We start from the raw sequence: 23,541 nt of genomic DNA on the forward strand, positions 1-23,541 counted from the left end.
AACCTCGGCAACGGCAGCGGCTTCTCGGTCCGCGAGGTCATCGAGTCGGTCAAGCGCGTCACCGGCCGCGAGATCCCGGTGGTCACCGCCGAGCGACGGGCCGGCGACCCGGCCGTCCTGGTGGCCTCCGCCGAGCGCGCCCACCAGAGGCTCGGCTGGACCCCCAAGCGCCCCCACCTCGACGACATCGTCGCCGACGCCTGGAAGTTCACCCTGGAGAAGAACGGCCTCTAGGCCTCGGCCCGCCCTCGTCGGCCCGCGGTCGTCGGCCCGTGCCGTGAACGATGCGCCGCTCCCCACCCCGGGGGCGGCGCTTCGCCGTTCCCGCCGCTCGCCGGTGCGCCCGTCGCGAGCAGTGTGCCGGTCTGTCGGTGGTCAGTGCGCCGGGCGCGCGGCATAGGCGCGCAGGAAGGCCCGCACGCCGGTGGTGACGAGCTCCTCGGTCTCCGCCGGGGCGAGCGGGAACGCCCCCCAGTAGGAACGCTGGGTGATCTCGCTGCCGACGAGCAGGACGAAGTGCTGCGCGGCGCGCTCCGGATCGGGGGCGTCCAGCAGTCCGCGGTGGGCCAACCCACCGAACCGGCAGCCGAGTTCGACCACGGCCCGACGCGGCCCGGCGGCCTGCCAGGCCTCCAGCAGGTCCTTCGGGAGGTGCGCCGCCTCGGCGTTGATCTGCCGGACCAGCGCGAAGTGGTCGGAGAACGCCGTCAGCGATCCCACCCAGGCCAGGCCCAGCGCGACGAGGTCAGACTCCAGGTCGGTGACCTTGGCCAGGTGGCGGTCGATGACCTCCAACTGGGCGTTCCCGACCTGTCCGGTGCTCTCCTGGACGACGGTCCGGAAGAGCAGCTCCTTGCCGGCGAAGTGGTTGTAGATGGTGCGGGTGGACACCCCCGCCTCGGCCGCGATGGCGTCGATGCCGGCGCGGGAGTAGCCGTCCCGGCCGAAGACCCTCCGGGCGGCCCGGGTGATGGCCTGTCGCTTCTCGGCCAGTCCTCGGCGGGGCGCGGTCGGGGTGTCGTTCTCACCGGTCATCGAGGGGCTCCCGAGAAGTTTGCCATAAGCGTTGTACCTATTGCCATGAACGTTGTACTTTACCTGACGGGCCGTCCGATCGGGCGGTGACCGCAGAGACCAACTCCCGGAGACCGTCATGTCCGAGACCCCGTACCGCGTCGCCGTCATCGTCGGCAGCAACCGCCCGGGCCGCGTCGCGCCCACCGTCGCCGAGTGGTTCGTGCGCACCGCCGGGCAGCGGGCCGATCTCGATCTCGATGTCATCGACCTGGCCGACCATCCGCTGCCGCACCTCGGCGAGGAGCCCACGGCCGAGCAGGCCGAGTGCCTCGCCGCGCTCTCGCCCCGGCTGGCCGCCGCCGACGCGTTCGTGGTGATCACGCCCGAGTACAACCACAGCTTCCCCGCCGTGCTGAAGAACGCCATCGACTGGCACCGCGCCGAGTGGCAGGCCAAGCCGGTCGGCTTCGTCTCGTACGGGGGCCTCGGCGGCGGGCTGCGCGCGGTCGAGCAGCTCCGGCTGATCTTCGCCGAGCTGCACACCGTCACCGTCCGGGACTCCGTCAGCTTCCACAGCGTCTGGGGCGCCTTCGGGGAGGACGGCGAGCCCGTCGACCCGACCGTCCCGACCGGCGCCGCCAAGGGCATGCTCGACCAGCTCACCTGGTGGGCCCACGCGCTGCGGGACGCCCGCGCCGTCCGCCCCTACGGCGCCTGACCGGCCGCCGGTCGCCGGGACACCCGGGCCGCCCCCTCCACGGCGTCGCCCGGGCCGCCACCACCCCGGTCACCGCCGCCCGCCGGGAGGCAGCGCCGTCGCCGAATCACGCCAAGTCCGCACCTCCTGACGAAACTTCACCAAACCCCCACCGGGCCGCCCCCCACCCCGTACGCTGATTCCGGTACCGGTGGGGGTCGGTGCTTTGGTCCTCCCGGGAGCCGGGGGGTGGGCGGCGGAGCAGGACCCGGGCCACGGCGGTGGTCCGCGCCGGCGCCCCGGGCGCAGCTCGGCCGAACAGGGGGGAGTGACGATGGGGCGGATCCGCGTCCTGGTGGTCGACGACCACCGGATCTTCGCCGAGGCGCTGGCTGCGGCGCTCGCCGCCGAGCCCGATGTGGAGGTCGGCGCGGCCGGCAGCGCGGCCGCCGCCGAGCGTGCCCTGGAGCGTGCCGCCACCGAGGGCCGGGCCTTCGACGTCGTCCTGATCGATGCCGACCTCGGTGCCGACGCCGACGGAGCGCGCACACCGCGCCAGCCCGGGGCCGACCCGCCCGAGGCCCTGCGACGGCGCCCGCCGGTGACGCTGCCCGCGCCCCGCCGCCCGGCCGCCGCACCCGGGCCGCCCGCCGGCCCCGGTGTCCCGGCCCGCGGCGCCCCTGCCGCGGCCTGCCCGCCCGCCCCGTACCCGCCCGGGCCGTATCCGCCCGACCGGTACCACGCCGCCCCGGCGCCCGACGGGATCACCCTGCTCGCCCGGGTCCGCCGCCACCATCCCGCGCTGCGGGCGATCGTCCTGGCCGCCGCCGACGACCCGCTGCGCGCCGCCCGCGCCCTGCACGCCGGCGCCACCGGGTGGGTGGCCAAGGAGAGTTCGCTGGCCCGCCTGCTGGCCGTGGTCCGGGGCGTGCTGCGCGACGAGACGCATCTGCCGCCCGCCCTGCTGACCGGTGTCATCCGGGAGCTCACCACCGCCCGGCGGGACCGCACCGAGAGCGAGCGCCTGGTCGACACGCTCACCCCCCGGGAGAAGCAGATCCTGCGCTGCATGGTGGCCGGCCTGGGCCGGCAGGCCGTCGCCGAACGGCTCTACCTCTCCCCGCACACCGTGCGCACCCACATGCAGAACGTCCTCGGCAAGCTCGGGGTGCACTCCACCCTGGCCGCCGTCGCGGTCGCCCGGCGGGCGGGCGTCAGCCCCTCCGAGCCGGCCGCGCCCACTGCCCCGCCGTCCGTCGCCTCGACCACAGCTCCCGGCGCCGGCTGATCCGCCCGTCACACCCAGGTACCGGCTCAGGTCCGTCAGGTCAGGGAAATCCGGAGGACAGATGTCGCCGCACAGCACTTCCGCACGCCCGCACGCAGCCCGGTCCGGCCCGAGTGGGGAGGCCCCTTCGCCCGCCACGGCCACCGCGGCCGCGACACCGCCGACGGGCCTGCGCACGCTGATCGTCGGAGCCGGTGCGGCCGGGACGGCGCTGGTCCGCGACCTCGGCCGGACACCGGAGTTCGGCCTCGACCCGATCGGCCTGCTCGACGACGACCCGGCCAAGGCGGGCCGGGTCGTGGGCGGCGTCCCCGTCCTCGGGACCCTCGCCGAGCTCACCGAGCTCGCCGTCCGCCACCGCGTCCAGGTGGTCGCGCTCGCCATCCCCGGCCTGGCCCCGCAGCGGGTCCGGGCGCTGGCGACCGCCGCCGCCGCGGCCGGCGCCGCCGTCCGCTACCTGCCGTCCTTCCTGGCCGCGCTGCGCCGCGAGGTGGTCGGCTCGGACATGCGCAGCCTGGACGTCAACCGGCTGATCGGGCGGCGCGAGGTCCACGTGGTCTCCGCCGACGTGCGGGACGTGATCGAGGGCCGCCGGGTGCTGGTGACCGGGGCCGGCGGCTCGATCGGAAGCGAACTCTGCCGCCAGGTCCACGCGTTCAACCCGAGCGCGCTCTACATGCTGGACCACGACGAGTCCAACCTGCACCGGCTCCAGCTGGAGATCTGGGGTGAGGCGTTGCTGACCGACGAGTCCCTGGTGATCGCGGACATCCGGGACCGGCCGCGGATCCAGCAGATCTTCCGCGACCTGAAGCCCGAGGTGGTCTTCCACGCGGCCGCGCACAAGCACCTTCCGCTGCTGGAGCGCCACCCCAGCGAGGCGGTCAAGTCCAACGTGCTGGGCACCGACCACCTGGTGGAGGCGGCGCTGGCCACCGGTGTCGAGCGGTTCGTGCTGATCTCCACCGACAAGGCGGCCGATCCGACCTCGGTGCTCGGCGCCAGCAAGCGGCTGGCCGAGCTGATCGTGCAGGCGAACGCCCGGGACGCGCGCAACCTGGGCACCGGGGTGTTCTCGGCGGTCCGGTTCGGCAACGTGCTGGGCTCCCGCGGTTCGCTGCTGTCGGTGCTGGCCGAGCAGCTGCGCAGCGGCGTCCCGGTGACCATCACCCACCCCGATGTGACGCGGTTCTTCATGACCATCGAGGAGGCCGTCGGTCTGGTGCTGGAGTCCGGCCGGATGGCCCGCGGCGGTGAGGTGTTCGTGCTCGACATGGGCGATCCGGTGCGGATCGTCGACCTGGTCCACAACTTCGCCGAGCAGGTGCAACTGGGCCGGGACGAGGTGGAGATCCGCTTCACCGGGCTGCGGGCGGGCGAGAAGCTGAACGAGGCGCTGTTCTCGGAGGGCGAGGAGCGGCTGCCCACCGCGCACGCCCGGATCTACGCGACCGTGGCCGGGTGCGGCGGCGGCCCCGAGGACCTCGCGGGCGGTCTGACGGGCCTGTACGCGGCGGCGGTCGGCAACAGCGACGGGGAGGTGCGCCGGCGGCTGGCCGAGCTGCTGCCCGGCTACCGCACCGCGGAGGCCGAGCCGGCCCCGGTGCCCGCGCTCAGCTCCCCGTACCCGGACGGCTTCTGACGGCGGACCGGGCGGCGGTCAGCTCGGGATGTTGTCGAAGGGGGCGACCAGCTGCCGCAGCAGTCCGGCGAGTTCGCCCTGCTGGGCGCCGGTGAGCTGGGCCAGCAGCTCGCGTTCGTGGGCCAGCAGCCCGGCGAGCGCCTGGTCGGCCCGGTCGCGGCCGTCCTCGGTGAGCCGGACCAGCACGCCACGCCGGTCGTCCGGATCGGGCAGGCGCTTGACCAGGCCCTTGCCGGTGAGCCGGTCGATCCGGTTGGTCATCGTGCCGGAGGTGACCAGGGTCTGGGTGAGCAGCTGGCCGGGGGAGAGCTGGTAGGGGGAGCCGGCGCGCCGCAGCGCGGTCAGGACGTCGAACTCCCAGGGCTCCAGGCCGTGCTCGGCGAAGGCCGTCCGGCGGGCGCGGTCGAGGTGCCGGGCGAGTCGGCTGACCCGGCTGAGCACCTCAAGTGGTTCCACGTCGAGGTCGGGGCGCTCTCGGCGCCATGCTGCGACCAGGCGGTCGACCTCGTCCTCCATGACGATCAGTGTATCGGGGGATGTGTCGATGTGAAGTCTCTTGACATCGAGAAATGTAACGTGGAACCTGCGACTGGATATCTTGATGTCGAGATACTTGCGAGGTCGACCATGAGCACCCCCGTCTGGGACCCGGAGCAGTACCTGCGCTTCGCCGACGAACGGACCCGCCCGCTGCGCGACCTGCTCGCCCGCGTCCCCCTCCTCCCGCACGAACCGGCCGCCAGGATCCTGGACATCGGCTGCGGCCCCGGCAACTCCACCGCCGTCCTGCGCGAACGCTGGCCCGGAGCCCGGATCACCGGCCTCGACAACTCCGCCGAGATGCTCGCCACCGCCCGCGCCGAGGGCGAGCCCACCGCGGACTACCTGCTCGCCGACGCCCGCGGCTACGACCCGGCCCCGGCCGCACCGGACCTGATCGTCTCCAACGCGGCGCTGCAGTGGATCGGCTTCACCCCGGAGCACGGGGCCGCCGGCCCCGCCGGGCACCTCGACCTGCTGCCCCGCTGGGCGGCGGCGCTGGAGCCGGGCGGCGTGATCGCCTTCCAGGTGCCCGGCAACTTCGACTCGCCCAGCCACACCCTGCTCGCCGGGCTCCGCCGCAGCCCCCGCTGGCGGGACGCCCTGGGCGAGGGCGCCACCCGGGCCGGCGTCCACGAACCCGGCGCCTACCTGGCGGCCCTGGCCGGGGCCGGCTGCGCCGCCGACGTCTGGGAGACCACCTACAGCACCCTGCTCCCCGGGGCGGACCCGGTCCTGGAGTGGGTCAAGGGCACCGCCCTGCGGCCGGTGCTGACCCGGCTCACCGACCCGGCCGAGCGGGCGGCCTTCCTCGCCGAGTACGGGGCCCTGCTCCGCGAGGCCTACCCCGCCGGCCCGTACGGCACGGTCTTCCCGTTCCGGCGGATCTTCGCCGTCGGGGTGAAGCGGTAGCGGCCGGACGGTGGCGGCGGCCCGGGCTAGGACTTGCGGTCGCCGACCAGCTTGGGGTGGCGCTCCATCCCCTCCAGGCCGTGCCAGGCGAGGTTCACCAGATGGGCGGCGACCTCGGCCTTCTGCGGCTTGCGCACCTCCAGCCACCACTGGCCGGTCAGCGCGACCATGCCCACCAGCATCTGCGAGTACATCGGGGCGAGGCGCGCGTCGAAGCCCCGCGCCTTGAACTCCAGGCCCAGGATGTCCTCGACCTGCGTCGCGATGTCGCTGATCAGCGAGGCGAAGGTGCCGGTCGACTGGGCCACCGGGGAGTCCCGGACCAGGATCTTGAAGCCGTCCGTGGACGTGTCGATGTAGTCCATCAGCGCGAACGCCGCCTGCTCCAGCAGCTCCCGCGAGTGCCCGCCGGTCAGCGCCCCCGTCACCATGTCCAGCAGCAGCTGCATCTCGCGGTCCACGACCACCGCGTAGAGCCCCTCCTTGCCCCCGAAGTGCTCGTACACCACCGGCTTGGACACCCCGGCCCGCTCGGCGATCTCCTCGACCGAGGTGCCGTCGTAGCCGCGCTCCGCGAACACCGACCGGCCGATCTCCAGCAGCTGCTCCCGCCGCTGCTTCCCGGTCATCCGCACCCGGCCGCTGCGGCGGCGGCCCGCGGGCGCCGCGGCGCCCGCCGGGGCAGCGGCACGCGGACGGGCCTGCACCGGATCGGGTGCGGCGTCCGTCCGCGGGCTCTCGTGGCCGCCTGTGCTGTCTGCGCTGCTCCCGTTCACCCCTACATCATGCTGCAGGCGAGCCCTCATGCGGCGCGGCGGGCGGCGATCCGCTCCGCGTCCGGCCAGCGGACGTCCCGGGCCCAGCCGGCCAGCTCGAACCAGCGGATCAGCCGGGCCGAGGAGTCGACCTGCCCGCGCAGCACGCCGTGCCGGGCCGAGGTCGGGTCCGCGTGGTGCAGGTTGTGCCAGGACTCGCCGCAGGAGAGCACCGCCAGCCACCAGACGTTCCCGGAGCGGTCGCGGGAGCGGAACGGGCGGTTGCCGAGCGCGTGGCAGATCGAGTTGATCGACCAGGTGACGTGGTGCAGCAGGGCGACCCGGACCAGTGAACCCCAGAAGAAGGCGGAGAGCGCACCCTGCCAGGAGAGCGTGACCAGCCCGCCGACCAGCGGCGGGATCAGCATCGAGAGCGAGGTCCAGAGCCAGAACAGCCGGGAGATCCGCCTTATGGCCGGATCGTCCACGAGGTCCGGCGCGTACTTGAGCTGCGGGGTCTGCTCCTCGTCGAAGAGCCAGCCCATGTGCGCCCACCAGAGGCCCTTGAGCAGGGCCGGGACGGTCTCGCCGTAGCGCCACGGCGAGTGCGGGTCGCCGTCCTTGTCGCTGTACCGGTGGTGCTTGCGGTGGTCGGCCACCCAGCGGACCAGCGGGCCCTCGATGGCCAGCGACCCGGCCACCGCGAGGGCGATCCGCAGGACCCGGTTGGCCTTGAAGGAGCCGTGGGTGAAGTAGCGGTGGTAGCCGATCGTGATGCCGTGGCAGGTGAGGAAGTACATGACGGTGGCGATCGCGAGATCGGTCCACCCCAGGCCCCAGCCCCAGGCCACCGGCACGGCCGCCAGCAGGGCGGCGAACGGCACGGCGATGAACAGCCCGAGCGCGACCCGCTCGGCGAGGCCCTGGTTCTCCCCGCCGCGGGTGGCGGAGAGCAGGGTCGGGGCGGGATCGATGGAGTGCGCGGTATCGGCGCGCGCCTCGCCGGCCTGGATGGTCATGGGTGTCCCTTGAGGGCGGGGTGGAGGTTACGTCTGCGTAACCTACGGCATCGTAGGTTGCGTTCGGCCGTCAGGGGAATACGTGGCCGCGGGCGGCTCGGCGTATTTCACCCGACTGGATGGACAACGCCCGGGATCCGCGCGGGCCGGGCCGGCCGCGCCGGGGTGGTGGAGCTATGCGGCCGCAACCCTTAGGCTGTGTCGGAGCGCCTCGGGCGCTGCGAGTTGATGATCGATCCGCCGTGGTGTAATGGCAGCACAGGGCCCTTTGGAGGCCTTTGTCTGGGTTCGAATCCTAGCGGCGGAGCCAGCGGGCGCTCTGTTTCGGGCGCATCCCCCGCCCCCCGGTATTGTCGGGGCTGCTCGGCGGACTGTGCGAAGGCGACCGGCCTGGGTCCCGGCCGGGCTGCACTGCCCTCTCTGTGAACCGACTGAGGAGCCTCCCCCCGTGAGTGCCAATTCGCCTGCCGCCGTTGTCGTGCTTGCCGCCGGTGGCGGGACCAGGATGAAGTCGAACAGCCTGCCCAAGGTGCTGCACGAGGTCTGCGGGCGGTCGCTGGTGGGCCATGCGGTCGCGGCAGCACAGGAGTTGACCCCGCAGCAGCTGGTCGTCGTGGTCGGGCACATGCGGGAGAAGGTGCAGGAGCACCTGGGGGCGCACTACCCGGCGGCGCGCGCCGTGGTGCAGGAGGAGCAGAAGGGCACCGGGCACGCCGTCCGCACCGCGTTGGAGGCCCTGGCGGCCGACGGCGTCGAGCTGGTCGGCACGGTGATCGTCACCACCGGGGACGCGCCGCTGCTGACCGGCGCGACGCTGGCGGCCCTCGCCGGCGCGCACGCCGAACAGGGCAACGGCGTCACCGTCCTGACGGCCGTCGTCCCGGACCCGTTCGGCTACGGGCGGATCCTGCGGGACGAGGCGGACGGCGCCGTCGCCTCGATCGTCGAGGAGAAGGACGCCTCGGACGCCCAGCGGGCGGTCGACGAGATCAACTCCGGGGTCTTCGCCTTCGACGCCAAGCTGCTGGCCGAGGCGCTGTCCCGGGTCACCACCGACAACGTCCAGGGCGAGGAGTACCTCACCGACACCCTGGAGATCCTGCGGACGGCCGGCCACCGGGTCGGCGCCGTGGTGGCCGCGGACTACCGGGACATCCTCGGCATCAACGACCGGGTGCAGCTGGCCCAGGCCCGGCGCCTGCTCAACGACCGCCTGCTGGAGCGGGCGATGCGCGCCGGCGTCACGGTGGTGGACCCGGCGACCACCTGGTTCGACGTCCAGGTGTCCTACGAGCCGGACGCGGTGGTCCTGCCGGGCACCCAGCTGCAGGGCCTCACCCATCTGGGCGAGGGCTGCGAGGTGGGCCCGAACTCGACGCTCAAGGACACCCGGATCGGCGCCGGCGCGCGTGTGAGCAACACCACGGCGGACGGCGCCGAGGTGGGCGACTTCGCCACCGCCGGCCCGTACGCCTACCTGCGGCCGGGGGCGAGGCTCGGGCGCAAGGCGAAGGTCGGCACCTACGTCGAGGTGAAGAACTCGGAGCTGGGCGAGGGCGCCAAGGTGCCGCACCTGTCCTACATCGGGGACGCCACCATCGGTGAGGGCAGCAACATCGGCGCGGCCTCCGTCACGGTGAACTACGACGGGGTGAACAAGCACCGCACGGTGATCGGGGCGCACTGCCGGACCGGCTCGGACAACATGTTCATCGCCCCGGTGACGGTCGGTGACGGCGCCTACACCGGGGCCGGCTCGGTGATCACCGGTGACGTTCCGCCCGGCGCGCTGGGCGTGAGCCGGGCGCAGCAGCGCAACATCGCGGGCTGGGTGGAGCGCAAGCGCCCCGGGACCGCATCGGCGCAGGCCGCGGCTGCCGCGACGGACGGGGCCGCGGAGGTCTGACGGGCCGGGTGGGAGTCCGAGGGGCGGTCCCGGGGCGGACGGTTTCCGCACGGGCGCGTAACCTTGGGGACATACGTGCGCCACTGGGCTTACCGCCCGTGTCCAGGCGTACCGACATTTCCCCGACCCCTATCGCCAGCGGGCTCGTGCCTGCCTGCGGTGCGGACGGGTTCAGCGTCAGCAACGCGAGGAGACGGTGCAGTGAGCGGGATCACGACGTCGGGTGAGAAGAAACTCAAGCTCTTCTCCGGCCGTGCCCACCCTGAGCTGGCGAGGGAGGTGGCCGAGGCGCTCGGGACCGAGCTGGTCCCGACCAAGGCCCTGGACTTCGCCAACGGTGAGATCTACGTCCGCTTCCTGGACTCCGCGCGCGGTGCGGACTGCTTCGTGATGCAGAGCCACACGGCTCCCATCAACCAGTGGATCATGGAACAGCTGATCATGATCGATGCTCTGAAGCGGGCCTCGGCCCGGAGCATCACCGCGATCCTGCCGTTCTACGGGTACGCCCGCCAGGACAAGAAGCACCTGGGCCGCGAGCCCATCTCGGCCCGCCTGATCGCGGACCTGCTGGCCAGCGCCGGCGCGGACCGGATCATGGCGGTGGACCTGCACACCGCGCAGATCCAGGGCTTCTTCTCCGGTCCGGTGGACCACCTGTTCGCGCTGCCGCTGCTGGCGGACTACGTGGGCGACAAGGTCGACCGCGACCGCCTCACCGTGGTGTCCCCGGACGCCGGCCGGGTGAAGGTCGCCGACCAGTGGTCGGACCGTCTGGGCGCGCCGCTGGCGATCATCCACAAGCGCCGCGACATGACCCAGGCCAACACCATCCTGTCCGCCGAGGTGGTCGGTGACGTCAAGGGCCGGGTCTGCGTCCTGGTCGACGACATGATCGACACCGCCGGCACCATCTGCGCCGCGGCCGACGCGCTGTTCGAGAACGGCGCCGCGGACGTGATCGTGGCCGCCACGCACGGCGTGCTCTCCGGTCCGGCCGCGGACCGTCTGAAGAACTCCCGGGTCAGCGAGTTCGTGTTCACGAACACCCTGCCGACCCCGGCCGAGCTCCAGCTGGACAAGATCACCACGCTGTCGATCGCCCCGTCGATCGCCGCCGCGATCCGCGAGGTGTTCGAGGACGGCTCGGTCACCAGCCTGTTCGAGGGCGTGCACTGACGAAGCCCGCGCAGGCGGCCCCGGTCCTCACAGGGCCGGGGCCGCCGTCGATTTCGTCGGAGGGCCCCGGTGCGGTTAGACTCGTGAAAATGCTCGGCGAGGGATGCCGTGTGCCTGCTCGTCGGGTGCCCGTGCTCCGTGATCGACGCGCTGCTGGGGCCGGTTCTTCCGGCCGTTGGCAGAGGTCGTACGCCGCCGAGTGACCCCCGAACGTACTGTGGGTGTGGTCCCGGCGGTTTTTCGCGTTGCCTGCACCCCCGCGCCAGTTTTCACGAGGAGTGCAGTCGTGTCCGAGATCCGCATCGCCGCTGAGACCCGTTCCGAGTTCGGTAAGGGCGCTGCCCGCCGGGCCCGTCGTGCCGGCCTGGTCCCCGGTGTCGTCTACGGCCACGGCCACGCCCCGGTTCACCTGAACCTGCCCGGCCACGACCTGATGATGGCCCTCAAGACCCCGAACGCCCTGCTGGTCGTTCCGATCGAGGGCAAGGACGAGTACGTCCTGCCGAAGGCCATCCAGCGCCAGGCCATCAAGCGCACCATCGAGCACGTCGACCTGCTCCTCGTGAAGCGCGGCGAGAAGGTCACCGTCGAGATCCCCGTCCTCACCGAGGGCGAGCTGGCCCCCGGCGGCAACCTGCTGGAGCACGTCCTCAACGCGCTGCCGATCGAGGCCGAGGCCACCCACCTGCCCGAGTCCGTGACCGTCTCGGTCGAGGGCCTGGAGGCCGGTGCCTCGATCACCGCCGGTGACATCTCGCTGCCCAAGGGCACCACGCTGGCCGTCGAGGCCGACACCGTCGTGCTGCAGGTCATCGGCGCCCAGGCCTCGCAGGCCGACGCCGACGCCGAGGCCGCCGAGGCCGGCGCCGAGGCCTGAGCCTCCCGCACCGTCTGACCGCTGCCCCGGCCGCTCCGTACTGGAGCGGCCGGGGCAGCGGTGTGTCCGGGATGATGTCGACGAGCGAGAGCACGAGGAGCGATGCGATGAGCGAGGACGCGTACGAGGGCCCCTGGCTGGTGGCCGGGCTGGGCAATCCGGGGGAGCAGTACGCCCGGAACCGGCACAACATCGGCTTCATGGTGGTGGACCTGCTGGCGCAGCGGATGGGTGCCAGGTTCAAGGCGCACAAGAGCCGCGCGCAGGTGGCCGAGGGGCGGCTGGCGGGCCGGCGGGTGGTGCTGGCCAAGCCGATGACCTTCATGAACCTCTCGGGCGGCCCGGTGACCGCCCTGCGGGACTTCTACAAGACGCCGGCCTCGGCCCTGGTGGCCGTCCACGACGAGCTGGACATCGACTACGCGACGCTGCGGCTGAAGCTCGGCGGCGGCGACAACGGCCACAACGGGCTGAAGTCGATCACCAAGTCGCTGGGCCCGGAGTACTACCGGGTGCGCTGCGGGATCGGTCGCCCGCCGGGCCGGATGGAGGTCGCGGACTTCGTTCTGAAGGACTTCTCCGCCACCGAGCGCAAGGAGCTGGAGTGGTTCGTGGACCGCTCGGCGGACGCCGTGGAGGCACTGCTCACCGACGGCCTGGAGCGGGCCCAGGGCGTCTACCACTCCTGATCCAGCGTCAGGACGGTTGTTCGGCAAGGGAGCGGATCCCTGCCCGCCCGCCGCGGTGGGCGGGTCGGCTGGGCAACAGTCGTACAACGCTTGGCCGCCCAAACCTGAATGGGTGTGAGAAACCCGTGCCGGATCGGATAGCGTCGGGCCCGTACGCGAACGGGTCCTGGGGAGTTCTCGATGCGGAGTTTGCGGCCGGTCCGGCGCCTGCGGCGGGTTCGGGTGGTACGGCTGAGGAAGCTCGGTCGCAAGGTCGGCACGGCCGGTGCGCTGGGGGCGGCCGGGGTGCTGCTCTCGGGCGGTGGCGTGGCCCACGCGGAGACGGTGGCGGACCCCGATCCCGGTGTGGTGTCCCAGGATCCCGCGGCGGCCCAGTTCGGCCCGGTACTGGGCGGCTCGGTCGGCGGTGACGCGGGCCTGCTGGCCGTCGGCGGCGGCCTGGTCGTGGCGGCGGGCGGCGCGGCCCTCTGGCTGAAGCGCCGGCGCGCGGGCGATCCGGTGGAGTGACGACGGTACGACTGGTGTGACGCGAAGGGCCCGGTGCCGCCCCCTCGACCGAGGGGGCGGCACCGGGCCCTTGCGGTGCCGGGTGCCGGTCAGCCGGTGTTGCGCAGGCCGGCGGCGATGCCGTTCACGGTCAGCAGCAGGGCGCGGGCCCGCAGCGGGTCCTCCGGGCGGCCGGTGGAGGCCTCCTCGCGCTGGCGGCGCAGCAGCGCGACCTGGAGGTAGGAGATCGGGTCGAGGTAGGCGTCGCGGACGGTGAAGGTCTGCTTCAGCACCGGGTTGTGCTCCAGCAGTTCGCTCTCCCCGGTGAGGCGGAGCACCTCGCGCAGGGTCAGCTCGTGCTCGGCGGTGATCTGGTCGAAGATGTGGTGCAGCTCGGCGGGCACCAGCTGCTCGACGTAGTGGCGGGCGATCCGCAGGTCGGTCTTGGCCAGCGTCATGGCGACGTTGGACAGGAAGTTGCGGAAGAAGTGCCACTGGCCGTACATCTCGTCCAGGACGTCCCCGAGACCCGCCTCGCGGGCGGCGGCGAGGCCGGCGCCGACGCCGAACCAGCCGGGCACGATCTGGCGGGACTGGGTCCAGCCGAACACCCACGGGATGGCGCGCAGGCCGTCCAGGCCCGCGCCCGAGTCGGGGCGGCGGGACGGCCGGGAGCCCAGGTGCAGCGAGGCGAGCTGGTCGACCGGGGTGGCCGCGAAGAAGTACTTCGGCAGGTCCTCCTGCTCGACCAGGGCGCGGTACGCGGTGTGCGCGGCCGCCGAGACCTGGTCCATCGCGGCGTCCCAGCGGGCCAGCTCCTCGGGGGCCTGGCGCGGGGCGGTGTGCAGCGCCGAGGCGGACAGGGTGGCCGAGATGGTCAGTTCCAGGTTCTCCCGGGCCAGCGAGGGCAGCAGGTACTTGTCGGAGATCACCTCACCCTGCTCGGTGACCTTGATCTCGCCCTCCAGGGTGCCCCAGGGCTGGGCCAGGATGGCCTCGTGCGAGGGGCCGCCGCCGCGGCCGACGGTGCCGCCGCGGCCGTGGAAGAGCCGCAGCCGGATCCCGTAGCGGTGGGCGACGTCGCGCAGCCGGCGCTGGGCGCGGTGGATCTCCCACTGGGAGGTGGTGATGCCGCCGAACTTGGAGGAGTCGGAGTAGCCGAGCATGACCTCCTGGACGTCGCCGCGCAGCGAGACGAGCAGCCGGTAGGAGGGGTCGGAGAGCATCTCGTCCAGGATCCGGTCGGCCTCCTGGAGTTCGTCGGTGGTCTCCAGCAGCGGCACGATGCCGATCTTGGCGATACCGGCGTGCAGGTCGATCAGACCGGCCTCGCGGGCCAGCACGGTGGCGGCGAACACGTCGTCGGCGCCCTGGCACATCGAGATGATGTAGCTCTCGACGATCTCGTCGCCGAACCGCTCGAAGCCCTCGCGGATGGTGTTGAAGACGCCGAGGGTCTTGGTGCCCGCGGCGTCCAGCGGGGCCGGGGTGGGTGCGAGCGGGCGGCGCGAGCGGAGCTCCTTGGCGAGCAGCTTCTGCCGGTACTCGCGGGGCATGTCCGCGTAGCGCCAGGCCTCCTCGCCGAGTCGGTCGAAGAGCTGGCCGAGCGCGTGGTGGTGGGCCTCGGCGTGCTCGCGGACGTCCATGGTGGCGAGCTGGAGGCCGAAGGCCTCGATGGTGCGGATGGCGCGGGCGAGCCGCCCGTCGGCGATCAGGCCGCCGCGGTGGGAGCGGAGCGACTCCTGGATCAGCCGGAGGTCGGCGACGAGCTCGCGGGTGCCGAGGTAGTCGCGGCCCGCGATGTGCGGGGTGCCCTGGGCGAGCCGCTCGCGGGTGTTCTCCAGCTTGAGCCGGACGCAGGTGGCCTTGAGGCGGTAGGGCTCCTCGGCGTTCATCCGCTTGTAGCGCGGGCTCAGCTCGGGGAGCACGTCCAGGTCGGCGTGGAGCGAGGCGACCAGCTCGGCCGAGGCGCCGGCCAGGCGCTCGGAGGTGGAGAGCGAGTTGCGCAGGTCGTCGACGGCCGCCAGGGCGTCCTTGATGCCGTACTCGTGCTGGAGGTTCAGGACGTCCCAGGTGACCTGCGGGGTGACGTTCGGGTTGCCGTCGCGGTCGCCGCCGATCCAGGTGCCGAAGGTGAGCGGGCGGACGCCGTCGGGCAGGGTGAGGCCGACCCGGGCGAGCTCCTCGTGCAGCTCCTCCAGGACCTCGGGGACGGCCTCGCGGTAGAGCTCGTCCAGGTAGTAGACGGCGTTGCGGGCCTCGTCGGTCGGCTCCGGGCGGGCGATCCGCAGCTCGTCGGTCTGCCAGAGCAGGTCGATGACCTCGGCGAGGCGGCGGTCGGCCTGCCGCTTGGCGGAGGTGGTGCGGGCCTGGTCGGCGTGCGAGAGGCCGGCGGCGATCTGCTCGCGGTGGATCCGGTCGAGCAGCTCGCCGATCCGGCGGAGCTTGTTGAGGACGCTGCGGCGGGCGGCCTCGGTGGGGTGGGCGGTGAAGACCGGGCGGACGGCCAGGTGGGCCAGGGTGTTCGCGAGGTGCTTCGGGTCCGCCTCGCCGAGCTGGTCCGCGGTCTGGGCGAGCAGCGAGCCCTCGCGGGCGCGGCGGGTGGCCAGCTCCCGGCCGCGGTGCACCTGCTCGGTGACGTTGGCGAGGTGGAAGTAGGTGGAGAACGCGCGGACCAGCTTGGCGGCGGTGTCCAGGTCGATGTCGGAGAGCAGTTCGGCGGTGGCCTCGCCGTCGGTGCGGCTCAGCAGGCGGACCTGTTCGACCAGGCCCAGCAGCTGGGGGCCCTCCTGGCGGACCAGCGTCTCGCCGAGGAGGTCGCCGAGGCGGCGGATGTCCGCGCGCAGGGCTGTGTTGTCGGCGTCGGCGCCGGCGGGGCCGACACGGCTGGGGCTGTCCGCCGGGGTGGGGACCGGAGCGGTCACGGCTGGCTCCCTGTGGTGGTGGGGTTCGGCAACGGCTCATCGTCACAGCTCCGCACACGTGTGGCGGGTGTGACGCGTGCGGACCGCGCTGTCCGACGCGACCCAGCATAGGTGTCGGGGCGGTTGCTGTCCGCGAGGTGGCCGGATGGCGGACAAGATCACAGCCGGTTCAGGTGGTCTGGACCACTTGAAGGCCCGCACGGGTGTCGGGGCGGAACCGGGTGGGGACGGGTCGGGGTTCACGCTTAGGCTGTGGGGCTATGAGCAAGTCGCCTGGGGAGCGCGAGCGGGACCGGTCGTTCTGGTGGTGGGAGCGCCGGCGCAGCGCTCTCCTGGACATCGGGCTGGCGGCGCTGGCGGCGCTGGAGTGCGCGGCCAGCGCGGTCGCCTTCCTGGCGCCCCGGGTCCACCTGGGCGTGGTGGCCATCGTCGGGGTCGCGCTGTTCGGCGCGGCGGCCGGCGCCACGCTGGTGCTGCGGCGGCGCTGGCCGGCGGTGCCGGTGCTGGTGGCCCTGGTGGCGATGCCCGGGATGCTGGGCGTGGTGCTGCTGACGGTGTCGCTCTACACGCTCGCGGAGACCTGGGAGTGGCCGAGCCGGCGCCGGCGGGTGGTGGCGCTGTCCGCCCTGGCCTTCGCCGAGGCGGTCGGCGTGATGCTGGTGTCCATGCTCACCCCCTCCGACCTGACGGTGGAGCAGCCGCCGCTCTGGGGGCAGGTGCTGCTGTCGGTGCTGGTGGCCGTCGGCCTGACCGTGCCGCCGGTGGTCACCGGCCTGTACGTGGGCGCGCGGCGGCGGCTGATCGAGTCGCTCAAGGACCGCGCGCACGGCCTGGAGACCGAGCTGGACCTGCTGGCCGAGCAGGCCCGTGAGCGTGCCCGCCGGGCCCGGCTGGAGGAGCGGACCAGGATCGCCCGGGAGATGCACGACGTGGTGGCCCACCGGGTGTCGCTGATGGTGGTGCACGCCGGGGCGCTGGAGCGGATCGTGGCGAAGGACCCGGAGCGGGCGGCCCAGAGCGCCAAGCTGATGGGGGAGGTCGGCAGGCAGGCGCTGAACGAACTGCGCGAGATCCTCGGGGTGCTGCGGATGTCGGACGACAGCGCGCCGGAGCCGGACTCGCTGGTCGCGCTGCCCCGGCTGGTCGACCAGTCGAGGGCGGCCGGGATGGCCGTCACCCTGACCGTCAGCGGCAGCCGCCAGGAGTTCACCACCGAGGCCGAGCAGACCGCGTACCGGGTGGTGCAGGAAGGCCTGACCAACGCGCACAAGCACGCCGGTGGCGCGCAGGTCGCCGTGCTGCTCGCCTACGCGCCCAACGGCGTGCGGGTCAGCGTGGTGAACGCCTGTCCGGGCGGCGAGCGGACGGCGGCGGCGCTGCCCAGCGGGGGCAACGGGCTGATCGGGATGCGGGAGCGGGTGGTCGCGCTGGGCGGCACCTTCTCGGCGGGGCCGGAGGCGGACGGGGGCTTCCGGGTCGAGGCGGTGCTGCCGTCCAGGCTGGCCGTCCGGGCCGACCGGCTGGGGTGAGGCCGCCGGCCGGGCGGCGTCCGCCCGGCGCGGCCCGGGCCGGAGCGCTCAGCCCTCGTCGGCGGTGCGCAGCCGCTCGGGCGCGGTACCGAGGACGAGGGTGCTGATCGCCTGGTCGACGCCGTGGCCGAGGAACCACTCCCCGGTGTGGTCCAGGCTGTAGACCCGGCCCTCCTCGTCCACCGCCAGCAGGGCCTGGCCGTACGCCTCCTCGCCGAGCGGGGCGAGCCGGGTGTCCAGGGCGCGGCCGAGGTCGGCCAGGGTGCGCGGCTGGTGGAGCCCGCAGAGCGGGTCCACCAGGAAGGGCGTCCGGGCCAGCTGGCGCCCCGGGCCGTCGAGGTCGAAGGCGAGGCCGCCGAACTCGGCCCAGGCCTCCACCGCGGCCGGGAACACCGCGTGACCGACGCCGGCCGGGCCGCCGTACGCCGCCAGGGCGTCGGCCCACTCCTCGGCCTGGCGGATCTGCCAGCGGCCGGGGTGCCATCCGGCCGCCTTGAGTTCGGCGGCGACATCGGCCGGAAAGCGCGGGCGGCTGCGCAGGGCGGACCCACCGGACGTGCTCGGCGGGGGCAGCGGCGGACTGGGCGGACTGGGCGGGTTCAGGGCGGGCTCCGGCGGCTCGGGGACGGGGGCGTACGCGGGTGCGCGGTCAGCGGGCGGGCGGCCCGACCGCGACGCTCCGCACGGCGAAGTGCTCCAGCAGCGGTACGCAGGAGCGGCAGGGCGGGGCGTGGGTGCCGTGCGCCGGGTCGTGCTCCTCGCGGATCCGTACGGTGGTCAGCCGCGAGCCCTTGAGCGCCTTGCGGGCCTCGGGCAGGCCCAGCGGCTTGCGGGCGGCGCGCTTGGAGCGCTTGGCGTCCACGACGGCCAGGTACTGGGAGAGCAGGACGGCCTCCGGGCAGCGGCCGGTGAAGCGCTCGCGGTGCTCCAGCGGCAGCGCGTCCAGGAAGTCGGCCACCAGGGGATGCAGGGCCGGGCGCCGGGCGGGCTTGTCGCCCGCCAGGGTGTGCACCTCGCCGCCCTTCAGCGACAGGGCGGCGGCGACGGCGGGCAGCAGGCTGTCGCGGAAGTGGCGCAGCACGGGCGGGCCGGCCGGTTCGCCGGTGGTCATACGTCGTCCTCCTCCTGTTCGTCCGCCGGTGACGGGACCGTGTGGGGTCAGTCCGGGGCAAGCCTGTCAAATGGCACCGACATCCGTACAACCGGGGGGCGACGGCCGGCCACCGGCGGGCCGGTGGGCACGCCGTGTCGGCCGGATCCGCACGCCGTCGTCACGACTCGTCCCCGGGTTTCCCGAATCCGCCTCCGGCCGGGGGCGGCGGCCGGTAGCGTTCCAGCAGCGAGCCAAGGGGGTGGCCGGTCCCTGGGGGGTTGATCGGCCGGTGCGGCAACTCCTCTGCTCGGTCTGGCCGTTGAGGCCGTCGGGGCAAGGGCGCCCCGGCGTCGAGCAAGGGGGGTCTTGCGATGACGGGGTCGGAAACCGCGAACGAGGCGCCCGGCGAGCACGTGGCCACCCCGGGCGCGCCGCCGCAGCCCGCGCCCGCGCACCCGATCGGGATCGCGGTGGTCGGCGCCGGCTACTGGGGCCCGAACCTGGTCCGCAACGCGCAGCAGACGCCGGCGCTGCGCCTGCACTGGCTCTGCGACCTGGACGAAGCCAGGTCCCGCCGGGTGCTGGGCGAGTACAGCACCGTCCGGTCCACCACCTCGTTCGCCCAGGTGCTCGCGGACGAGCGGGTCGGCGCGGTCGCGGTCGCCACCCCGGCCGCCGCGCACTACCGGCTGGCCCGGGCCGCGCTGGAGGCGGGCAAGCACGTCCTGGTGGAGAAGCCGATCACCACCTCCGCCGCGGAGGCCGCCGAGCTGGTGGCGCTCGCCGAGGAGCGCGGCCTGGTGCTGATGTGCGACCACACCTTCTGCTACACGCCCGTGGTGCGCCGGATCCGCGAGCTGGTGCACGGCGGGGAGATCGGCGACGTCCAGTTCTTCGACTCGGTGCGGATCAACCTCGGGCTGGTCCAGCCGGACGTGGACGTGCTCTGGGACCTCGCCCCGCACGACCTGTCCATCCTGGACTTCGTCCTGCCACCGGGCGTCGAACCGATCGGGGTCTCCGCCCAGGGCGCCGACCCGATCGGGGCCGGCCGGGCCTGCGTGGCCTATCTGACGGTCCGGTTGAGCAACGGCGCGCTGGCGCACTGCCACGTCAACTGGCTCTCCCCGACGAAGGTCCGCACGACGCTCATCGGCGGCTCGCGGCGCACCCTGGTCTGGGACGACCTCAACCCGCAGGCCCGGCTCGCGGTGCACGACCGCGGTGTGGACCTCACCCCGCCCGACGAGCTGACCGACGCGATCCGCCACCAGACGCTGATCTCCTACCGGGTGGGCGAGATGGTCGCGCCCGCGCTGGTCGAGCAGGAGGCGCTGCGCAACGTGATGGCCGAGTTCGCCGCCGCCATCACCGAGGGCCGGGCCCCGCTCACCGACGGCCGGGCCGGACTGCGCGTGCTGCAGCTGCTGGAGGCCGCCTCGCTCAGCCTGGAGCTCGGCGGCGCCACCGTCCCGGTCGGCGCCGGTCCCGACGAACTGTCCGACGCGAACGAGAGGGCCGCCGCGCGGTGAACGCTGTACAGATCGAGGGCTCCCGCTGCCTGGTCACGGGCGGGGCCGGCACCATCGGCTCCACCGTGGTCGACCAGCTGATCGCGGCGGGCGCCCGCGAGGTGGTCGTGCTCGACAACTTCGTCCGCGGCCGGGCGGCCAACCTGGCGTACGCCCGCGAGATCGCCGCACCCGGGCAGCTGCGGGTGGTGGACGGCGACATCCGCGACCGCGGCCTGCTGCGCGAGCTGCTGGGCCCCGGCACCGACCTGCTGTTCCACCTGGCCGCGATCCGGATCACCCAGTGCGCCACCGAGCCCAGGCTGGCCCTGGAGATCATGGTGGACGGCACCTTCGACGTGGTCGAGGCCGCCGCGGAGGTCGGCGTCGGCAAGGTGATCGCCTCCTCCACCGCCTCCGTCTACGGCCTCGCCGACGTCTTCCCGACGCCGGAGACCCAGCACCCGTACCACAACGACACCCTGTACGGGGCGGCCAAGGTCTTCAACGAGGGCCTGCTGCGCAGCTTCCACGCGATGGCCGGCCTGGACTACGTCGCGCTCCGGTACTTCAACGTGTACGGGCCCCGGATGGACGTCCACGGCAAGTACACCGAGGTGTTCATCCGCTGGATGGAGCGGATCGCCGCCGGGCAGCCGCCGCTGATCTTCGGCGACGGCGCGCAGACCATGGACTTCGTCTACACCGAGGACATCGCCCGGGCCAACCTGCTGGCCGCCGCGGCGCCCGTCACCGACCGGGTCTACAACATCGCCAGCAGCACCGAGGTCTCGCTGCGCGGGCTGGCCGACGCCCTGCTCACCGCGATGGACCGCACCGACCTCGACGTCGAGCACGGCCCCGCCCGGGGCACCGCCGGCGGCGTGGTCCGGCGCCTGGCGGACATCACCGCCGCCGAACGCGACCTCGGCTGGAAGCCCGAACTGGGCCTCGACGACGGCCTGCGCAGGCTGGTCGCCTGGTGGCGCGAGCAGTAGTCCCCTCGTCTGCACGGCAGTTCGGAGTACACCTGTGTCCACCATCCCCGTCATGATCCCCTGGCTCGGCGAGGAGGAGGCCCTCGCCGCCGCCGAGGCCGTCCGCTCCGGCTGGGTGGCCCAGGGCCCCCGGGTCGCCGAGTTCGAGCAGGCCTTCGCCGAGCACCTCGGGGTACCGCACGCCGTCGCGGTCTCCTCCTGCACCACCGCCCTGCACCTGGCGCTGATCGGCGCCGGGGTCGGGCCGGGGGACGAGGTCGTCGTCCCCTCGTTCTCCTTCGTCGCCACCGCCAACGCCGTCACCTACGTCGGCGCCGTCCCGGTCTTCGCCGACGTGGACGTCACCACCGGCAACCTCACCGCCGCCACCGTCGAACCCCTGCTCACCGAGCGGACCAGGGCCGTGATCGCGGTCGACCAGGGGGGCGTCCCGGTCGACCTGGACGGGCTCCGCGCGCTGGTCGAACCGCGCGGGGCCACCGTGGTCGAGGACGCCGCCTGCGCGGCCGGCTCCGTCCACCGGGGCCGGCCGGTGGGCGGCACGGCGGCGCTGGCCGCCTACTCCTTCCACCCGCGCAAGCTGCTCACGACCGGTGAGGGCGGCATGGTCACCTGCCAGGACGGCGCGCTCGCCGCCCGGCTGCGCCGGCTGCGCGAGCACGGGATGAGCGTCTCGGCCGCCGACCGGCACGCCGCGAAGGACGGCGCCGGCCGGCTGGAGACGTACGACGAGATCGGCTTCAACTACCGGATGACCGACATCCAGGCGGCGATCGGCCTGGTGCAGCTGCGCAAGCTGCCGGCCATGGTCGCCCGGCGGCGCGAACTCGCCGAGCGGTACCGGGAGCTGCTGGCCGGCGCCGGCGGCCGACTGGTGGCCGACCCGGCGCACGGCAGCACCAACTACCAGTCCTGCTGGCTGCTGCTCCCGGACACCGCCCCCGACCGCGGGGCGGTGCTCGCCGACCTCGCCGCCGCCGGCGTCTGCGCCCGGCGCGGCATCATGGCGGCCCATCTGGAGGCCCCGTACCAGGGCACCGCCCGGGTGCCGCTGCCCGCCACCGAGCTGCTCACCGGCCGCTCGCTGATCCTGCCGCTCTACCACGCGCTCACCGAGCGGCAGCAGGACCGGGTGGTCGGGGCCGTGCGCGCGGCGCTCGGCTGAACCGGCCCGGCCGGCCCCGCCCGTCCACGTCCACGGCCAGTCCACGTCCACGGCCACGGCCACCGCCCGGGGCCGGGCCGTCGCCGCCGTCCGCCCGCTCCGATCCGCCGAGACACCCCAGGGGGAGACCAGGATGAGCACCGATCAGCCCGTCGACGAGCCGGTTCCGCTGGTGGACCTGAAGGCCGCGCACGCCGAGGTGGAGGCCGAGGTCCGGGCCGGCTTCGACCGGGTGCTCGCCACCGGCGGCTACGTCAAGGGCCCCGAGACGGCCGGCTTCGAGGCGGAGTACGCGGCCTTCTCCGGCGCCCGGCACTGCGTCGGCGCCGCCAACGGCACCGACGCGCTCGAACTGGCGCTGCGCGCCCTCGACCTGCCGCCCGGCGGCGGCGTGGTGCTCCCCGCCAACACCTTCGTCGCCACCGCGGAGGCCGTGGTCCGGGCCGGGCTGCGCCCGGTGCTGGTCGACGCCGACCCGGACCACCTGCTGATCGACCCCGAGCGCGTGGCGGACGCGCTGCCCGGCGCCGTCGCGCTGCTGCCCGTCCACCTCAACGGGCAGCTCGCCCCGATGGGCCCGCTGCTGGAGCTGGCCGCCGGCCGGCCGGTGGTGGAGGACGCCGCGCAGTCCCAGGGCGCCCGGCAGCACGGCCGCGCCCTCCACGGGCTGGTCTCCGCCACCAGCTTCTACCCCGGCAAGAACCTCGGCGCGTACGGGGACGCGGGCGCCGTCGTCACCGACGACGACGCCCTGGCGGCCGCCGTCCGGCTGATCGGCGACCACGGCTCGGGCCGCAAGTACGAGCACGAGCGGTTCGGCTTCAACTCCCGGATGGACGCGCTGCAGGCCGTCGTGCTGCGGGCCAAGCTGCGCCGGCTGCCCGCCTGGAACGAGGCCCGCCGGGCCGCCGCCGAGCGCTACCACCGGCTGCTGGCCGGGATCGACGGCCTCACCCCGCCGCGGACCGCGCCCGGCAACGAGCACGTCTGGCACCTGTACGCGGTGCGGATCGGGCCCGGCCGGGACCGGGACGCGGTGCTGGCCGCGCTGCAGGCCACGGGCATCGGCGCCGGCGTCCACTACCCGGTACCCGTCCACCTCCAGCCGGCGTTCCGGCAACTCGGCCACGGCGCGGGCGCGTTCCCGGTCGCCGAGCGGGCCGCCCGGGAGCTGCTCACCCTGCCGCTCCACCCGCACATCACCGCGGCCCAGCAGGAACGCGTCGTGGAGACGCTGGCCAAGGCGCTCGCCGCCTGAGCCCCGGCGGGCCGGCGCGGTCCGGGCCCGCGGCCGTGCTCCCCGCCCGTGGCCCG

At 73.8% G+C, this 23,541-nt stretch carries 21 protein-coding genes, 1 tRNA gene and 1 pseudogene; 16 read left to right on the plus strand and 7 right to left on the minus strand.

Annotated elements, in window-relative coordinates; translation table 11 throughout:
- Positions 1-234 (plus strand): annotated as a pseudogene (locus tag ABZ497_RS28270) (UDP-glucose 4-epimerase GalE); the annotation flags it as partial.
- Positions 235-375: 141 nt separating this feature from the next.
- On the opposite strand, the gene ABZ497_RS28275 reads toward ABZ497_RS28270, so the two are convergent.
- The gene (locus ABZ497_RS28275; protein ID WP_359809233.1) at positions 376-1,035 is read right to left on the minus strand and encodes a TetR/AcrR family transcriptional regulator; all 660 of its coding nucleotides are present in this window, start codon (positions 1,033-1,035) and stop codon (positions 376-378) included.
- Between the two features lie 118 nt (positions 1,036-1,153).
- On the opposite strand from ABZ497_RS28275, the gene ABZ497_RS28280 reads away from it, so the two are divergent.
- The 3 genes from ABZ497_RS28280 (at position 1,154) to ABZ497_RS28290 (ending at position 4,644) form a co-directional block, all read left to right on the plus strand.
- Complete coding sequence (locus tag ABZ497_RS28280) at positions 1,154-1,735, plus strand: NAD(P)H-dependent oxidoreductase (RefSeq protein WP_359809235.1); 582 nt, start codon at positions 1,154-1,156, stop codon at positions 1,733-1,735.
- 313 nt (positions 1,736-2,048) lie between these two features.
- On the plus strand, positions 2,049-3,002 hold the full coding sequence (locus ABZ497_RS28285) for a response regulator transcription factor (RefSeq protein WP_359809236.1): 954 nt from the start codon (positions 2,049-2,051) through the stop codon (positions 3,000-3,002).
- A 61-nt stretch (positions 3,003-3,063) separates the two neighbouring features.
- Entirely contained in the window at positions 3,064-4,644 is a 1,581-nt protein-coding gene (locus ABZ497_RS28290) for a nucleoside-diphosphate sugar epimerase/dehydratase (RefSeq protein WP_359809237.1), read from the plus strand.
- A gap of 18 nt (positions 4,645-4,662) precedes the next feature.
- On the opposite strand, the gene ABZ497_RS28295 is transcribed toward ABZ497_RS28290, so the two are convergent.
- Complete coding sequence (locus ABZ497_RS28295; RefSeq protein WP_352290661.1) at positions 4,663-5,160, minus strand: MarR family transcriptional regulator; 498 nt, start codon at positions 5,158-5,160, stop codon at positions 4,663-4,665.
- Positions 5,161-5,271: 111 nt separating this feature from the next.
- On the opposite strand from ABZ497_RS28295, the gene ABZ497_RS28300 reads away from it, so the two are divergent.
- Positions 5,272-6,096: a methyltransferase domain-containing protein gene (locus tag ABZ497_RS28300; RefSeq protein ID WP_359809239.1), complete on the plus strand. Its 825-nt coding sequence runs from the start codon at positions 5,272-5,274 to the stop codon at positions 6,094-6,096.
- A 26-nt stretch (positions 6,097-6,122) separates the two neighbouring features.
- Here the strand turns inward: ABZ497_RS28300 and ABZ497_RS28305 are convergent, their stop codons facing one another.
- Positions 6,123-6,803 carry a TetR/AcrR family transcriptional regulator gene (locus tag ABZ497_RS28305; protein ID WP_352290676.1) on the minus strand — a complete coding sequence of 227 codons (681 nt, stop codon included), beginning with the start codon at positions 6,801-6,803 and terminating at the stop codon, positions 6,123-6,125.
- A 95-nt stretch (positions 6,804-6,898) separates the two neighbouring features.
- Positions 6,899-7,870, minus strand: coding sequence for a fatty acid desaturase (locus ABZ497_RS28310; protein ID WP_359809241.1), 972 nt, complete (start codon positions 7,868-7,870; stop codon positions 6,899-6,901).
- 236 nt (positions 7,871-8,106) lie between these two features.
- Here ABZ497_RS28310 and ABZ497_RS28315 point away from each other — a divergent pair.
- From ABZ497_RS28315 to ABZ497_RS28340, 6 genes are all read left to right on the plus strand, one after another.
- Positions 8,107-8,180: transfer RNA gene (locus tag ABZ497_RS28315), tRNA-Gln, on the plus strand.
- 138 nt (positions 8,181-8,318) lie between these two features.
- Complete coding sequence (gene glmU / locus ABZ497_RS28320) at positions 8,319-9,776, plus strand: bifunctional UDP-N-acetylglucosamine diphosphorylase/glucosamine-1-phosphate N-acetyltransferase GlmU (RefSeq protein ID WP_359809243.1); 1,458 nt, start codon at positions 8,319-8,321, stop codon at positions 9,774-9,776.
- 201 nt (positions 9,777-9,977) lie between these two features.
- On the plus strand, positions 9,978-10,955 hold the full coding sequence (locus ABZ497_RS28325) for a ribose-phosphate diphosphokinase (protein ID WP_329489318.1): 978 nt from the start codon (positions 9,978-9,980) through the stop codon (positions 10,953-10,955).
- A gap of 286 nt (positions 10,956-11,241) precedes the next feature.
- Entirely contained in the window at positions 11,242-11,832 is a 591-nt protein-coding gene (locus ABZ497_RS28330; RefSeq protein WP_329489319.1) for a 50S ribosomal protein L25/general stress protein Ctc, read from the plus strand.
- A gap of 107 nt (positions 11,833-11,939) precedes the next feature.
- Positions 11,940-12,521 (plus strand): aminoacyl-tRNA hydrolase, encoded by a 582-nt coding sequence (gene pth / locus ABZ497_RS28335; RefSeq protein WP_329489320.1) that lies wholly within the window; start codon positions 11,940-11,942, stop codon positions 12,519-12,521.
- A gap of 180 nt (positions 12,522-12,701) precedes the next feature.
- The gene (locus ABZ497_RS28340) at positions 12,702-13,028 is read left to right on the plus strand and encodes a hypothetical protein (RefSeq protein ID WP_352290665.1); all 327 of its coding nucleotides are present in this window, start codon (positions 12,702-12,704) and stop codon (positions 13,026-13,028) included.
- A gap of 89 nt (positions 13,029-13,117) precedes the next feature.
- Here ABZ497_RS28340 and ppc read toward each other — a convergent pair whose 3' ends face one another.
- Entirely contained in the window at positions 13,118-15,853 is a 2,736-nt protein-coding gene (ppc, locus tag ABZ497_RS28345; RefSeq protein ID WP_329492225.1) for a phosphoenolpyruvate carboxylase, read from the minus strand.
- A gap of 338 nt (positions 15,854-16,191) precedes the next feature.
- Here ppc and ABZ497_RS28350 point away from each other — a divergent pair, with 338 nt between their 5' ends.
- Complete coding sequence (locus tag ABZ497_RS28350; protein ID WP_329489322.1) at positions 16,192-17,460, plus strand: histidine kinase; 1,269 nt, start codon at positions 16,192-16,194, stop codon at positions 17,458-17,460.
- Between the two features lie 48 nt (positions 17,461-17,508).
- Here the strand turns inward: ABZ497_RS28350 and ABZ497_RS28355 are convergent, their stop codons facing one another.
- Both ABZ497_RS28355 and ABZ497_RS28360 read right to left on the minus strand, forming a co-directional pair.
- On the minus strand, positions 17,509-18,000 hold the full coding sequence (locus ABZ497_RS28355) for an SUKH-3 domain-containing protein (protein ID WP_329492226.1): 492 nt from the start codon (positions 17,998-18,000) through the stop codon (positions 17,509-17,511).
- Positions 18,001-18,109: 109 nt separating this feature from the next.
- Positions 18,110-18,571, minus strand: coding sequence for a YwqJ-related putative deaminase (locus ABZ497_RS28360; RefSeq protein WP_329489323.1), 462 nt, complete (start codon positions 18,569-18,571; stop codon positions 18,110-18,112).
- Positions 18,572-18,924: 353 nt separating this feature from the next.
- Between ABZ497_RS28360 and ABZ497_RS28365 the strand changes: the two genes are divergently transcribed.
- From ABZ497_RS28365 to ABZ497_RS28380, 4 genes are all read left to right on the plus strand, one after another.
- Positions 18,925-20,085, plus strand: coding sequence for a Gfo/Idh/MocA family oxidoreductase (locus ABZ497_RS28365; protein WP_359809246.1), 1,161 nt, complete (start codon positions 18,925-18,927; stop codon positions 20,083-20,085).
- Positions 20,082-21,062: an NAD-dependent epimerase/dehydratase family protein gene (locus ABZ497_RS28370; RefSeq protein ID WP_359809247.1), complete on the plus strand. Its 981-nt coding sequence runs from the start codon at positions 20,082-20,084 to the stop codon at positions 21,060-21,062. The genes ABZ497_RS28365 and ABZ497_RS28370 overlap by 4 nt, the downstream gene beginning before the upstream one ends.
- A gap of 34 nt (positions 21,063-21,096) precedes the next feature.
- Positions 21,097-22,227 (plus strand): DegT/DnrJ/EryC1/StrS family aminotransferase, encoded by a 1,131-nt coding sequence (locus tag ABZ497_RS28375; RefSeq protein ID WP_359809248.1) that lies wholly within the window; start codon positions 21,097-21,099, stop codon positions 22,225-22,227.
- 133 nt (positions 22,228-22,360) lie between these two features.
- On the plus strand, positions 22,361-23,485 hold the full coding sequence (locus ABZ497_RS28380; RefSeq protein ID WP_359809250.1) for a DegT/DnrJ/EryC1/StrS family aminotransferase: 1,125 nt from the start codon (positions 22,361-22,363) through the stop codon (positions 23,483-23,485).
- Positions 23,486-23,541: the final 56 nt, after the last annotated feature.

Origin of the sequence: Kitasatospora sp. NPDC005751 (assembly GCF_040630835.1) — a bacterium.
Lineage (GTDB): Bacteria > Actinomycetota > Actinomycetes > Streptomycetales > Streptomycetaceae > Kitasatospora.

Excerpts from the sequence above, each read along its gene's own strand:
- ABZ497_RS28275 (WP_359809233.1), bottom strand. The coding sequence starts at position 1,035 with ATGACCGGTGAGAACGACACCCCGACCGCGCCCCGCCGAGGACTGGCC.
- ABZ497_RS28365 (WP_359809246.1), top strand. The coding sequence starts at position 18,925 with ATGACGGGGTCGGAAACCGCGAACGAGGCGCCCGGCGAGCACGTGGCC.
- ABZ497_RS28295 (WP_352290661.1), bottom strand. The coding sequence starts at position 5,160 with ATGGAGGACGAGGTCGACCGCCTGGTCGCAGCATGGCGCCGAGAGCGC.
- ABZ497_RS28340 (WP_352290665.1), top strand. The coding sequence starts at position 12,702 with ATGCGGAGTTTGCGGCCGGTCCGGCGCCTGCGGCGGGTTCGGGTGGTA.
- ABZ497_RS28280 (WP_359809235.1), top strand. The coding sequence starts at position 1,154 with ATGTCCGAGACCCCGTACCGCGTCGCCGTCATCGTCGGCAGCAACCGC.
- ABZ497_RS28360 (WP_329489323.1), bottom strand. The coding sequence starts at position 18,571 with ATGACCACCGGCGAACCGGCCGGCCCGCCCGTGCTGCGCCACTTCCGC.
- ABZ497_RS28300 (WP_359809239.1), top strand. The coding sequence starts at position 5,272 with ATGAGCACCCCCGTCTGGGACCCGGAGCAGTACCTGCGCTTCGCCGAC.
- ABZ497_RS28350 (WP_329489322.1), top strand. The coding sequence starts at position 16,192 with ATGAGCAAGTCGCCTGGGGAGCGCGAGCGGGACCGGTCGTTCTGGTGG.
- ABZ497_RS28310 (WP_359809241.1), bottom strand. The coding sequence starts at position 7,870 with ATGACCATCCAGGCCGGCGAGGCGCGCGCCGATACCGCGCACTCCATC.
- ABZ497_RS28285 (WP_359809236.1), top strand. The coding sequence starts at position 2,049 with ATGGGGCGGATCCGCGTCCTGGTGGTCGACGACCACCGGATCTTCGCC.
- pth (WP_329489320.1), top strand. The coding sequence starts at position 11,940 with ATGAGCGAGGACGCGTACGAGGGCCCCTGGCTGGTGGCCGGGCTGGGC.
- ABZ497_RS28380 (WP_359809250.1), top strand. The coding sequence starts at position 22,361 with ATGAGCACCGATCAGCCCGTCGACGAGCCGGTTCCGCTGGTGGACCTG.
- ABZ497_RS28290 (WP_359809237.1), top strand. The coding sequence starts at position 3,064 with ATGTCGCCGCACAGCACTTCCGCACGCCCGCACGCAGCCCGGTCCGGC.